The 12,437-nt window shown below is 63.5% G+C and carries 15 protein-coding genes; 7 read left to right on the top strand and 8 right to left on the bottom strand.

The window, feature by feature from the left end:
* The first annotated feature begins 27 nt into the window (after positions 1–27).
* Positions 28–690, top strand: a complete 663-nt coding sequence (pyrE, locus tag CSQ93_RS22760) for an orotate phosphoribosyltransferase (protein WP_099379998.1) — start codon at positions 28–30, stop codon at positions 688–690.
* On the opposite strand, the gene CSQ93_RS22755 is transcribed toward pyrE, so the two are convergent.
* Both CSQ93_RS22755 and CSQ93_RS22750 read right to left on the bottom strand, forming a co-directional pair.
* Entirely contained in the window at positions 687–929 is a 243-nt protein-coding gene (locus CSQ93_RS22755; RefSeq protein WP_233516303.1) for a GNAT family N-acetyltransferase, read from the bottom strand. The genes pyrE and CSQ93_RS22755 overlap by 4 nt on opposite strands.
* On the bottom strand, positions 929–1,672 hold the full coding sequence (locus CSQ93_RS22750) for a sulfite exporter TauE/SafE family protein (protein ID WP_099379996.1): 744 nt from the start codon (positions 1,670–1,672) through the stop codon (positions 929–931). The genes CSQ93_RS22755 and CSQ93_RS22750 overlap by 1 nt, the downstream gene beginning before the upstream one ends.
* Before the next feature lie 125 nt (positions 1,673–1,797).
* On the opposite strand from CSQ93_RS22750, the gene CSQ93_RS22745 reads away from it, so the two are divergent.
* The 5 genes from CSQ93_RS22745 (at position 1,798) to CSQ93_RS22725 (ending at position 4,719) form a co-directional block, all read left to right on the top strand.
* Entirely contained in the window at positions 1,798–2,691 is an 894-nt protein-coding gene (locus CSQ93_RS22745; protein ID WP_099379995.1) for a LysR substrate-binding domain-containing protein, read from the top strand.
* A gap of 21 nt (positions 2,692–2,712) precedes the next feature.
* Positions 2,713–3,579: an alpha/beta fold hydrolase gene (locus CSQ93_RS22740; protein WP_099379994.1), complete on the top strand. Its 867-nt coding sequence runs from the start codon at positions 2,713–2,715 to the stop codon at positions 3,577–3,579.
* Positions 3,580–3,674: 95 nt separating this feature from the next.
* Entirely contained in the window at positions 3,675–3,866 is a 192-nt protein-coding gene (locus tag CSQ93_RS22735; RefSeq protein WP_099379993.1) for a YqaE/Pmp3 family membrane protein, read from the top strand.
* Between the two features lie 59 nt (positions 3,867–3,925).
* The gene (locus CSQ93_RS22730) at positions 3,926–4,390 is read left to right on the top strand and encodes a carboxypeptidase-like regulatory domain-containing protein (protein ID WP_158301325.1); all 465 of its coding nucleotides are present in this window, start codon (positions 3,926–3,928) and stop codon (positions 4,388–4,390) included.
* A complete protein-coding gene (locus CSQ93_RS22725) occupies positions 4,390–4,719 on the top strand; it encodes a hypothetical protein (protein ID WP_099379991.1) in 330 nt (109 codons plus the stop codon). The genes CSQ93_RS22730 and CSQ93_RS22725 overlap by 1 nt, the downstream gene beginning before the upstream one ends.
* 6 nt (positions 4,720–4,725) lie before the next feature.
* On the opposite strand, the gene CSQ93_RS22720 is transcribed toward CSQ93_RS22725, so the two are convergent.
* From CSQ93_RS22720 to gatC, 6 genes are all read right to left on the bottom strand, one after another.
* Positions 4,726–5,763, bottom strand: coding sequence for an oxidoreductase (locus CSQ93_RS22720; RefSeq protein ID WP_099379990.1), 1,038 nt, complete (start codon positions 5,761–5,763; stop codon positions 4,726–4,728).
* A 94-nt stretch (positions 5,764–5,857) separates the two neighbouring features.
* Positions 5,858–7,105, bottom strand: coding sequence for a M56 family metallopeptidase (locus tag CSQ93_RS22715; RefSeq protein WP_099379989.1), 1,248 nt, complete (start codon positions 7,103–7,105; stop codon positions 5,858–5,860).
* Positions 7,102–7,485: a BlaI/MecI/CopY family transcriptional regulator gene (locus tag CSQ93_RS22710; protein ID WP_099379988.1), complete on the bottom strand. Its 384-nt coding sequence runs from the start codon at positions 7,483–7,485 to the stop codon at positions 7,102–7,104. Before CSQ93_RS22710 ends, CSQ93_RS22715 begins: the two co-directional genes overlap by 4 nt.
* A gap of 191 nt (positions 7,486–7,676) precedes the next feature.
* Positions 7,677–9,152 (bottom strand): Asp-tRNA(Asn)/Glu-tRNA(Gln) amidotransferase subunit GatB, encoded by a 1,476-nt coding sequence (gene gatB / locus CSQ93_RS22705; protein ID WP_267891685.1) that lies wholly within the window; start codon positions 9,150–9,152, stop codon positions 7,677–7,679.
* A 37-nt stretch (positions 9,153–9,189) separates the two neighbouring features.
* The gene (gene gatA, locus CSQ93_RS22700; protein WP_099379986.1) at positions 9,190–10,674 is read right to left on the bottom strand and encodes an Asp-tRNA(Asn)/Glu-tRNA(Gln) amidotransferase subunit GatA; all 1,485 of its coding nucleotides are present in this window, start codon (positions 10,672–10,674) and stop codon (positions 9,190–9,192) included.
* Between the two features lie 53 nt (positions 10,675–10,727).
* Positions 10,728–11,030: an Asp-tRNA(Asn)/Glu-tRNA(Gln) amidotransferase subunit GatC gene (gene gatC / locus CSQ93_RS22695; protein WP_034784699.1), complete on the bottom strand. Its 303-nt coding sequence runs from the start codon at positions 11,028–11,030 to the stop codon at positions 10,728–10,730.
* A 350-nt stretch (positions 11,031–11,380) separates the two neighbouring features.
* Between gatC and CSQ93_RS22690 the strand changes: the two genes are divergently transcribed.
* Positions 11,381–12,424, top strand: a complete 1,044-nt coding sequence (locus tag CSQ93_RS22690) for a rod shape-determining protein (protein WP_010393186.1) — start codon at positions 11,381–11,383, stop codon at positions 12,422–12,424.
* Positions 12,425–12,437 lie beyond the last annotated feature (13 nt).

The raw sequence follows: 12,437 nt of genomic DNA, 5'->3' as shown, positions 1-12,437 counted from the left end.
CAGGCACTTTTAAAAAATGAGGCTAATGTGAATAATTTACGCCAGCAGTTTATCGCGTTTTCAGTATCCAAGGGAGTCTTGCGGTTTGGCGAGTTCACCACCAAGGCCGGACGCCAGTCGCCGTACTTCTTCAATGCTGGCCTGTTCCACGACGGCGCCACCCTGGCCGAGCTGGCGCAGTTCTACGCGCAGACCCTGCTCGACTCGGGCGTGGAGTTCGACATGCTGTTCGGCCCCGCCTACAAGGGCATCACTTTGGCGTCGGCTACCGCCGTGGCGCTGGCCGGCAAGGGGCGCAACACCTCGTTCGCCTTCAACCGCAAGGAAGCCAAGGACCATGGCGAAGGCGGCACCATTGTCGGCGCCAAGCTACATGGCAAAGTCGTCATCATTGACGATGTGATCTCGGCCGGTACCTCGGTGCGCGAATCGGTGGACATGATACGCGCCGCCGGCGCCGAACCATGCGCCGTGCTGATCGCCCTGGACCGCATGGAGCGTTCGGGCCCGGACGGCCAGCTGTCGCCAAGTTCGGCCGTACAGGAAGTGTCGAAACAGTACGGCATCCCCGTCATCTCGATCGGCAACCTGGACGACTTGTTTGGCTACCTGAACGGCGCGGGCGCCGATCCGGAACTGCTGAAATATAAAGAAGCCGTTTCGGCATACCGCGCCCGTTACGGTATTTAAGTCGTCTTATCCAGCAGCGCCCGCAGCCGCGGGTCGCTGCAGGCGGCGCCAGCTTGCGGATGGCATTGCAGTAGCCGCCGCAGCAGCGCGCCGCCGATGCCGCGCCGGCGGAATGGCGGTTTCACGAACAGCATGTTCACCGTCACCCCGTCCGCGCACTTGCTGATGTCAAGCATGGCCACCTGCTGGCCGTCGATCCACGCGCACAGCGCGCTTTCCCCTTGCCAGTCTATCTGCATCACGCCAGCCATGGTTTCAATGCCGCGTGCAAGCCCAGGGCAAACAGGCCGATATAAAAGCATCGCTTGAATACCTGCTGCGCGATGCGTCCGCGTAGCCATTGACCGGCCAGCATGCCGGCTAGCGCCGGCAGCAGCGCATACGCGGAGGCGCCGGCCGCGCCGAGGCTGAAGTCGCCGTGCAAGGCCAAGCTGGCCGCCAGCGCCACGGTCGATGCCGTAAACGCCAGGCCCAGTGCCTGCACCAGCGCATCGCGCGCCAGCCCCAGTCCCTGCAGATACGGCACGGCGGGGATGACGAAGACGCCCGTGGCGGCCGTCACCAGTCCCGTCACCGCACCCGCCAAGGGGCCCAGCCACGCTTCGTGCCGGGCCGGCACGCGCAGCTGCAGCGAGAACAGGCCGGCCAGCGCATACAGCATCAGCGCCACGCCCAGCGCGACGACGGCCCAGGCCCCGCTGCCCTTCGGCAGCAGGGCGCCGCCCGCCAGGGTACCCGTCATGACGGCCGCCAGCATGGGCCACAAACGGTGCAGCAGGGCGCGCAGGCCGGGGCCGGCCGACAGCTGCCAGACATTCGTCACCATCGATGGCACGATCAGCAGGGCGGCCGCCTGCACGGGCGGCATGACGAGGCTGAGCGTGCCCATGGCTACAGTCGGCAAGCCCAGTCCGACTACGCCCTTGACGAAGCCTGCGACGAGGAAGCTGGCGCCGACAGCCAGCAGAAATGACGTCTCCATCTTTTTTATCCAGAGTGATTTTGCGTGGATTCTGCGCTTGCCCGGGGATTTCGCCAAGGCGGATTATTTTGAGTCAGCCTTAGTAAAATACGAAGGCTGATAAGATGGCGAAAAGGAGAGCCGCCATGCGCTTTGATCTGGTCGATTTGCAGCTATTTGTCAACGTGGTGGAGGCGGGCAGCTTGACGGCGGGCGCCGCGCGCAGCCATCTCGCATTGGCGTCGAGCAGCGCGCGCGTGCGCGGCATGGAAGAGATGCTGGGCATGCCCCTGCTGCTGCGCGGCCGGCGCGGCGTGGAGCCGACGCCAGTGGGCCAGACCCTGCTGCATCACGCGCGCCTGGTGCTGCTGCAAATGGAGAAAATGCGCGGCGAACTCGGCGAATTTGCGCGCGGCTTGAAAGGGCAGTTGCGGCTGCTGTGCAATACGGCCGCGCTCAGCGAATTTTTGCCCGAAGCGCTCGGTGCTTTTCTCGACCGGCATCCGAACCTGACCATCGACCTGGAAGAGCGCCTCAGTTACGATATCGTCAAGGCCGTCTCGGAAGGGCTGGCCGACATGGGCATCGTCTCCGACTCGGTCGACATGCGCGGCTTGCAGACGTTTTTGTTTCGCCCCGACCGGCTGGTGGTCATCGCCGCGGCCGACGGCGTGCACCACCGCGCGCTCGGCCAGGATGGCGTCGTCGACTTTGCCAGCGTGCTGGATCACGATTTCATCGGCCTGGCCGACGACAGCGCGATGCAGCAGTACCTGGGCATGCATGCGGCGCGCCTGGGGCGCCCATTGAAGGTGCGCGTGCGCCTGCGCAGTTTCGATGCCGTCTGCCGCATGGTGGCCAGCGGCGTGGGCATCAGCGTGGTGCCGCTGGCGGCTGCCAGCCGCTGCCAGCAGACGATGGCGCTGCGCTGCATGGAATTATCCGATCCCTGGTCGGTACGCAACCTGACAATCTGCGTGCGCCAGTTCAGTGAATTACCCCTGTATGCGCGCCAGTTGATCGATCATCTGAAGGCGTGACAGGGCATGACAGGAGCAGCGATGCGTTTTTCAGAAGACAAGATGGCCAGCCTGCGGTGCAGCGACCAGGTCGAGCGACCGATCCACATCTGGCAGCCCGAGCATCCCCGCGCCGTGATTTTGGCGATCCACGGCGGCATGGCGCATGCGGGCGACTACGTCACGCCGGCGCTGACCTTCCGCCAGCACGGCATCGCCACCGTCAGCTTCGACATGGTGGGCCACGATGGCAAGCGCAAGGTCGATATCCCCTCGTTCGAGGCCTTCCTCGCTGACGAGGAACTGTTCCTTGCGTGGGTCAAGGCCACGTATCCGGGCGTGCCGATTTTCGTCATGGGCCACTCCATGGGCGGCCTGATCGCCACCCATCTTGGGCTGCGGCGCTTTGCTGGCGATCCGGCGATCAAAGGCTTCATCATCTCGTCGCCGTATTATGTGAACGCGATTCCCGTGCCGAAGGTGTTGCAGATGCTGTCCGGCTGGCTGGCGCAGCGTTTCCCCACGATGAAGGTGCCGCTGGGGAACCTGACCATGCTGCTGACGCACGATCAAACCATCACGGCGCGCCATTTCCAGGATGAGCGTGACGGCATCCGTGCCAGTGCGGCGTCGGTGCGTTTTGCTCATGCCTTGACGTCGGCGCAAAAGGAACTGGCGGGCGGCTTGTCCGGCTGGCGCTTCCCCCTGTTCGCCGTGGTGGCGGGCGACGACAAGCTGGCCGACAGCCGCGCCACGGAGAGCATGTTGCGCAGCGTGCCCGATGGCCTGCTCGACTACCACTACTATCCGGCCAATTATCACGAGAATTTCAATGAAGTGAACCGCGACGTGATCTTCGCCGCCATCCTGGCATGGATGGAGAAACTGCTGGCACCCGTAGCGCCGTGAGGCGCCAGTATCGTTATAATCGGATTCACTGAATTCACCGCCGGCGCATGCCGGTCCGGTCCCCGCGGCACAGGGGAATACTCAAGGAACGAACGATGCGCTTGCTGATTGCCCTGATACTCCCGTGGCTGACCTTTTTCACCATCGGCCGCCCCATTGCCGGCATCATTTGCCTGATCCTGCAGATCACCCTGATCGGCTGGCTGCCAGCGACGATCTGGGCCGTGTACTCGCTGAGCCAGTACAAGACGGACCAGAAGATCGCCGAGGCCATGCGCCGGCGCTGACCTAAGACTGGCCTAAGCTGCGCTTCCTATCTTGATTCAATCGACATGAGGAGAGTGAGATGGCACCAGACAGACGCGGTACCTTGACCCTGGCGGCGGCAATGCTGGCCGCCGGGCTGTTGCTGGGAAGTGCGGCGCAGGCGCAAACCGACAGCGCACTGCCGCCCGTGCAGAAGAGCGGGGCGGTGGAATACCTGAGCGGCGGCATTGGCCTCGATGAATCGACGGCCATCCAGAGCGCCAGCCGGCATTGGCCCTTGAGCCTCGTGTTTTCCGTGCAGGCGGCGGGCAAGGCGGAATTTGCCTCCGACGTGAAGCTGACAATACGCGACGCCAAGGGTGTCGTGGCGCTGGAAACGACGGCCAGCGGACCGTTCCTGCTGGCGAAACTGGCACCGGGCAGCTACAGCCTGCACGCCACCCTGGCCGGCAAGACACTGGAACGCAAGGTGCAGGTCAAGGCGGGATCGTCCGCGCGGGTGGAGCTGGTCTGGCCGGCGGGAACGAATCAAGGTAAATCCTGATGGCTGGCGACGGCAAGGCGCCTGAACAGGGCTTGTCGGCGCGGGGCTTGTCGGCACATATCCTGCCCACGTCGGCGACGATGGTCGGCGTGTGCATGACGGTGCTGTCGATCGGCCACCTGGCGCCGCGCGGCGAGGTGCGCGTGGCCATCGACAAGCTGCTGGCTGTCGATGCCATCGTGTTCCTCGTCAGCGCCGTGTTGTCGTTCATGTCGCTGCGCCCCGGCCAGTCGCGCTTGCGCTACGAATGGTGGGGCGAGCTGCTGTTCCTTTGCGGCCTGGCCCTGCTGGCGCTGGGCGCCGTGGTGCTGGCCTTCGTCATCAACTGATTTCGATTAACTGACCTTGAGCACGCGCCCTTCGGCGGCGCTTTGCAGCGCCAGTTCGATCAGGCGTATCGTTGCCTCCGCATCTTCGGCCGCCACGGGCGCCGGTGCGCCGTGGCGGATGGCGTCGGCCATGCCCTGGTAAAAGTCCTGGTAGCGGCCCGCCTGCATCTCCATGTGCTCGAAATGGCCGTCCGGCTGCGCGCCCAAATGCAGTGCGCCGCGCACGGGGTCCGCGCCCCAGCCAGGCTGTCCCGGCCTGCCGCCCGCCTTCAGGGCGTCTTCCTGCGGGTCGAGGCCAAACTTCACGAAACTGCCCTTGTCGCCATGCACGGCAAAGCGCGCCGTCGGCGCTTTTACAAGGCAGCCCGCTTGCAGCACCACGCGCAGCCGGTCGTAGTACAAGACGATGTGCATGTAGTCGACGGCTTGCGCGCCATCGCGCTGCAGGGCGATATCGGCGTACAGCTTTTCCGGCATGCCGAACAGCTGCATGGCCTGGTCCAGCATGTGCGGACCCAGGTCGTACAACAGGCCGCCACCGGGTGCGCCGGACTCGCGCCAGCGCTGGCGGATCTCGGGGCGGAAACGGTCGAAATGCGATTCGACGCTGGCGATGCGGCCCAGGGTACCCTGGGCCAGCAGCGCTTTCAGGGTCAGGAAGTCGCCATCCCAGCGGCGGTTGTGATACACGCTGAGCACCAGTTTGCGTTCCTTCGCCAGCGCGATCAGGCTCAGTGCCTCGGCGCTGGAAATGGTGAAGGGCTTGTCGACCACCACGTGCTTGCCCGCTTGCAGGGCCGCTTGGGCCAGGCTGAAATGCGCCTCGTTGGGCGCGGCGATGACGACCAGCTCGATGGACGGATCGGCAAACAGCTGCGCCGCATCCGCATACACGGTCGCGTGCGGCCAATCCTTGTGCACGAGCTCCGGCTTGCTGGAGGCGACGGCCGTCAGTTCCAGGGCAGCGATGGTGGACAGGACGGGAGCGTGGAAGGTGGAGCCGGCAAAGCCGTAGCCGACGAGGCCGGTTTTGATCTTGTTCATGGCGTGTTCACAGGTGCGTGGAAGAATCCATGATCATACCCGCAAGCGGGCGGCGGCAGCGCTGCAGCAATGTTGTAACGCCGCCGCTCCTGCATTAGTTCAGGCGCCAGACGTATTGCACCTTGACGCTGGCGCTGACAGGCTTGCCGCCAGCGAGGGCCGGCTTGAACGTGCACTTGGCGATGCCGCTGCGCGCCGCCTCGTCGAGGGCCGGGTGGCCGCTGCCTTTGACCACGCTCGAACCCGTTACCTTGCCGGCCGCATTCACGTCGAAGGACATGTTGACCGTGCCCTCTTCCTTCGCCTGCCGCGATGCTGCTGGCCAGACCGGCTTGCCGCAGACGCCAAAGTCGATGACGGGGCGGCGCTCCAGCACGGGCGCGCTGTCGGCGGCGACGGCCTGGCCGTAGATGCCAAGGCAGGCGCCGGCCAGTGCCAGCAGCGGCACGGCCGCTTTCCAGTTCAGGGTTTGTGGTGCGGGGCGCAGCAATCGTTTGATACGTGACATAAGATCTCCTCCGTTGGCCGCCTGGGCCAGGTGGTGGGTTGAGAACTGGAGGCGTTCCAGTTCCGAGAGTGCAAGAGCCAGACGCCGCGGTTCGCCCAGTTGTCTTGCTGCGAAATCATCTGCAATGTGTTCGCGTTCGAGGCGCACGCCGCGTGAAATCCACCAGACGGCAGGGTGGAAGAACAGCAGCGCCTCGATGGCGTTTTGCAGCAGGTTGATCAGATAATCGTGGCGCCGGATGTGCGCCAGTTCGTGCGCCAGCAGCGCGTCGAGCAGGTGCGGCGGCATGCCGGTCAACAGTGCGGCGGGCACCAGCACCATGGGGCGCCAGATGCCGGCAGTGAGCGGGCTGGTGATGTTGTCGAGCACGCGCAGCCGCACGGGCCGCGTCACGCCGGCATCCTGGGCCATGCGCGACAGCCTTGTCTGCAGTTGTCCATGCGTGGCGCCGGTGTTCCTGGCGCTGCGCTCTATCCACAGCATGCCCAGCGCCATGCGCACGGCCAGCACGGCGGCGCACAAGGCCCACACGCCGACGACGGCGCGCAGCAGCAAGTCCAGGTCGGGCAGGCTGTCGGGCGCCAGCAGGGCGGCCGGCAGCAAGGCGCTGGAAAACAGGGCGCCCGTGGCATCGCCGCCGGCCAGGCGCAGATACAAGCCCGCCGCCGGCCATGCCAGGCAGGCCAGCAGGGCGCCGCAACCGACGGCGTAGCGCGCCTCCGCACGCGCATTGCGCAGGGCCGCCCACGCCAGCGCCGTGGCGCAGCCGATCAGCAAGCCTTGCCACAGGAAGTGCAGCAGGGTCCAGCCCAGCGCCGGCACGAAGCCGCTCATGACTGATCGTCCTTGAGCATTTTTTCGATTTCCTCGCGTTCGGCGCGCGACACGCCCGTGCGCAGCGCCGCCAGCACCAGCGCCTTGGCCGAACCGGCAAAGGCTTTCTGCATCAATTCCTTGAGCAAATTCGTCTGCAGGCTGTCCTGCGCCTGCGCCGGCGCATACACGTGCGAGCGCTGGCTTTCGTCGCGGATCAGCAAGCCTTTGGTGTGCATGATCTGCATCAGGCGCAGCACGGTGCCATACGTGATGGCCGGCTTGGCCAGCGCCATCGCCTCGTGCACCTGCTTGGCCGTGGCGGCGCCCAGCGGCCACAGTGCCTGCAGCAGATCGAGTTCGGCTGCCGTCGGTTTCGGGATGTCGTGTGTCTTGGTCATGCGGTTTTCCTCTTGCCTGAAATTCAATATGGCTAGATTAAACCGTGTAGACAAAAATGTATACTTTAATTTTAATGGGCCTTCAAACGCCTTTCGGTGCGGAGGAAAAGTCTAGACAAGGCTGTTTATACGCGATGTGTGCAGGCGAAAAAAAAGACGCCGCAGCGTCTTTTTTTTTGGGCGGTGAAAAATTAGCCCGCCAGCTTGGCCTTCAGCAGTTCCGTCAGCTGGGCCGGGTTGGCCTTGCCCTTGGACGCTTTCATGGCCTGGCCGATCAGCGCGTTGATGGCCGCTTCCTTGCCGGCGCGGTACTGTTCCACCGACTTGGCGTTCGCCGCCAGCACTTCATCGACGATGGACGCCAAAGCGCCCGAGTCCGAGATCTGCTTCAGGCCCTTGGCGTCGATGATGGTGTCGACCAGATGCTCGTCGCTGGACTTCGCTTCCCACATGCCCGCGAAGACTTCCTTTGCCGCCTTGTTCGAGATCGTGCCGTCGGCGATGCGCTTGAGCATGGCGGCCAGTTGCGCGGCGGAGACGGGGGCGTCGTCCAGGTCCACGCCTTCGCGGTTCAGGGTCGACGACACGTCGCCCATCAGCCAGTTGGCGGCGGCCTTGGCGTTTTCCTTGCCGGCCTTGTCGACCACGGCGACGAAATAGGTGGCCATGGCTTTCGATTGCGTGAGCACCAGCGCATCGTAGTCCGGCAGCGCGTATTCGCTGATGAAACGGGCGCGCATGGCGGCCGGCAGTTCCGGCATCGAAGCCTTGACGGTGTCGATCCACGCTTGCGAGATGACCAGCGGCGGCAAATCCGGGTCCGGGAAGTAGCGGTAATCCTGTGCGTCTTCCTTGCTGCGCATTTCGCGCGTTTCCTTGCGGTCCGGATCGTACAAACGCGTCGCCTGCACAACCTTGCCGCCGTCTTCGATCAGTTCGATCTGGCGGCGCACTTCGACGTGCACGGCTTCTTCGATGAAGCGGAAGGAGTTCAAGTTCTTGATTTCGCAGCGGGTACCGAATTCCTTCTGGCCGACGGGGCGCACGGAGACGTTGACGTCGCAGCGGAACGAACCTTCCTGCATGTTGCCGTCGCAAACGCCCAGCCACATGACCAGCGAGTGCAGCGCCTTGGCGTAAGCCACGGCTTCGGCGGCGCTGCGGATTTCCGGTTCCGAGACGATTTCCAGCAGCGGCGTGCCGGCGCGGTTCAAGTCGATGCCGCTCATGCCCGCGTAGTCTTCATGCAAGGACTTGCCGGCGTCTTCTTCCAGGTGGGCGCGCGTCAGGTTGACCGTCTTGGTGACGAATTCGCCATCCTTTTCATAGCCGAAGGTCAGGGCGCCGCCGATGACGACGGGGTCCTCGAACTGGCTGATCTGGTAACCCTTCGGCGAATCCGGATAAAAATAGTTTTTGCGCGCGAAGACCGAGTGCGGCGCCACGGTGGCGCCCACGGCCAAACCAAAACGGATCGCGCGGTCGACGGCTTGCTTGTTCATCACCGGCAGCACGCCTGGCAGCGCCAGGTCGACGGGGCTCGCTTGCGTGTTGGCGCCGGCGCCGTACTTGATCGGCGAACCGCTGAAAATTTTGGATTCGGTCGTGAGCTGCACGTGGTTCTCAAGACCGATGACGACTTCCCATTGCATAGTGTTCTCGCTTATTTTTGGTGGCGCCGCCTGGGCGGCGCGTCTGTTCTTATTAAATACCGGCAGGGCTGCGCGTATGCCAGTCCGTCACTTGCTGGAACTGGTGGGCCACGTTCAGCAGCCTGGCTTCGTCAAAGTAATTGCCGATGATTTGCAGGCCGACGGGGCGCTTGCCGTTTTTCTCGCCTTCGCCAAAGCCGCAAGGGATCGACATGCCGGGCAGGCCGGCCAGGCTGGTCGACAGGGTGTAGATGTCGGCCAGGTAGTTCGCTACTGGGTCATCCGTCTTGTCGCCCAGGTCCCAGGCGACAGTCGGCGCGACCGGTCCCATGATGACGTCGCAGACGGCGTTCGGGCCATTCAGCACGGCGTCGAAATCCTGCGCGATCAGGCGGCGGATCTTTTGCGCTTTCAGGTAGTAGGCGTCGTAGTAGCCGTGGCACAGCACATAGGTGCCGACCATGATGCGGCGCTGTACTTCCGGGCCGAAGCCCTGCGCGCGCGACTTCTTGTACATGTCCTGCAAATCCTTGTATTCGGCCGCGCGGTGGCCGTAGCGCACACCGTCGTAGCGCGACAGATTCGACGACGCTTCGGCCGGCGCGATCATGTAGTAGGCGGGAATCGACAGGGCGGTGTTCGGCAGCGAGATGTCGACCAGGGTGGCGCCCAGCTTTTCATACTGCGCCAGCGCGCCGCGCACGGCTGCTTCCACGTCCTTGGCCAGGCCCTCGCCAAAGTATTCGCGCGGCACGCCGATGCGCAGGCCAGTCAGGGATTCATCAAGACTGCGCGAAAAATCTTCCGCCACGCCGCCCTGTTCCGGCGACAGGCTGGTCGAGTCGCGCTCGTCGAAGCCGGCCATGGCACTCAAGAGCAGGGCGCAGTCCTCGGCCGAGCGGGCCATCGGGCCGCCCTGGTCCAGCGACGAGGCAAAGGCGATCATGCCGAAGCGCGAGACGCGGCCATACGTCGGCTTGATGCCGGTGATGCCGCAAAAAGCGGCAGGCTGGCGGATCGAGCCGCCCGTGTCGGTGCCGGTGGCTGCCGGCGTCAGGCCAGCCGCCACGGCGGCGGCCGAGCCGCCGGACGAGCCGCCCGGCACGGCATTCTTGTCCCACGGGTTCTGCACGGCGCCGAAGGCCGAATTCTCGTTGCCGGAACCCATGGCGAATTCATCGCAATTGACCTTGCCCAGGGTGACCATGCCGGCCGCGCGGAATTTCTCCACCACGGTAGCGTCAAACGGGCTGGCGTAGTCGGCCAGCATTTTCGAGCCGGCCGTCGTGCGCCAGCCTTGGGTGACGAACAAATCCTTGTGCGCGATCGGCACGCCCGTCAGGGGCGTGGCCGTGCCCGCGGCGATGCGTGCATCCGCTTCGGCAGCTTGCGCCAGGGTCAGGGCACGGTCGACGTGCAAAAAGGCGTTCGAGTTGTCCGCTTCGATGCGGTCGAGGAAATGCGTCGCCAGCGCAACGGCGGAAATTTCCTTGTTCTGCAAGAGCGTGGACAGCTGTTTGATGGATTTTGTATGCATGGCGTTTCTATTTTGATATTCGGCAAAAAGGCGGGAGCGGCGCAACAGCGTGTTTACTCGATGACCTTGGGGACGAGATACAGGCCATCCTGTACCTTTGGCGCCACGGCCTGGTAGGCGTCGCGGCGGTTTTGTTCCGTGGCGATGTCTTCGCGCAGGCGCAGGGCGATATTGTCCATGTGGGCTGCCAGCGGGTGGCTCAGGGGTGCCACGCCATCGGTATTGACAGCTTGCATTTGTTCCGCGAGTGCAAAAATCTTGTTCAATTGGGCCAAAGACGTGACGGCCTGGTCGTCGGCCATTTCAAGTTGGGCCAGGTGGGCGATGCGTTTTACGTCGGAGAGTGTCAGGGACATGGCGAATGGCGCGGAGTGCCGCGCATTAGTATTAAGTTGGCGTTTTGATAAAACGCGGGTATTTACTGCTATTTTGCTCACAAAAATCGAGGAATGCCGCGTAACTCGCGGCTGCAAGAGTCGCACTTTTCCATGGTTTTTGAGCAAATCGCATTCAAATTATAAGGTAGAATGGCGGGTTAATGCGTTGCCGGCGCTGATGGACTGCTGCCGCAGCATAGAAAAGATTGCGCAAGCGCCAAGCGAAACCCGGAAAAATCGCCTTTTGGATTTTCAGGGTGCCTGAAAGCGCCCGCTTTGAAACTCCCCATAAACAGCTTTTGCGCAGCTCGATGCGCTACAGGACACTCATGTTTGGTTTTTTACGCAGGTATATCTCCACCGATCTGGCCATTGACTTGGGCACGGCCAACACCCTTATTTATGTACGCGGCCTCGGTATCGTCCTGGACGAGCCATCCGTTGTCGCCATCCGCCAGGAAGGCGGTCCGAATGGCAAGAAGACCATTCAGGCAGTCGGCAAGGAAGCCAAGCAGATGCTGGGCAAAGTGCCGGGCAATATCGAAGCGATTCGTCCGATGAAAGATGGCGTGATCGCCGACTTCACCGTGACCGAGCAGATGCTCAAGCAATTCATCCGCATGGTGCACGACTCGAAATTCTTCCGTCCATCGCCGCGCATCATCATTTGCGTACCGTGCGGTTCGACCCAGGTCGAGCGCCGCGCGATCCGCGAATCGGCCCTGGGCGCCGGCGCCTCGCAGGTGTACCTGATCGAAGAACCGATGGCAGCGGCCATCGGCGCGGGCTTGCCCGTGTCCGAAGCGACCGGCTCGATGGTGGTCGACATCGGCGGCGGCACTACCGAAGTGGGCATCATTTCGCTGGGCGGCATGGTCTACAAGGGTTCCGTGCGCGTCGGCGGCGACAAATTCGATGAAGCCATCGTCAACTACATCCGCCGCAACTACGGCATGCTGATCGGCGAACAGACGGCTGAAGCCATCAAGAAGGCCATCGGTTCGGCCTTCCCTGGTTCGGAAGTGAAGGAAATGGAAGTCAAGGGCCGCAACCTGTCCGAAGGCATCCCGCGTTCGTTCACCATCTCCAGCAACGAAATCCTCGAAGCGCTGACCGACCCGTTGAACAACATCGTCTCGGCCGTGAAAAACGCGCTGGAACAGACACCGCCGGAACTGGGCGCCGACATCGCCGAAAAAGGCATGATGCTGACGGGCGGCGGCGCACTGCTGCGCGACCTGGACCGCCTGCTGATGGAGGAAACCGGCCTGCCGGTGCTGGTGGCCGAGGACCCGCTCACCTGCGTGGTGCGCGGTTCCGGGATGGCACTGGAACGTATGGACAAGCTCGGCTCGATCTTCTCCTACGAATAATCTGACAGAAGGG

The sequence above is a fragment of the Janthinobacterium sp. BJB426 genome (genome assembly GCF_002735705.1).
GTDB lineage: Bacteria > Pseudomonadota > Gammaproteobacteria > Burkholderiales > Burkholderiaceae_D > Janthinobacterium.
The sequence above is the reverse complement of the archived record's forward strand: the minus strand, read 5'-3'. Positions and strand labels throughout refer to the sequence as shown.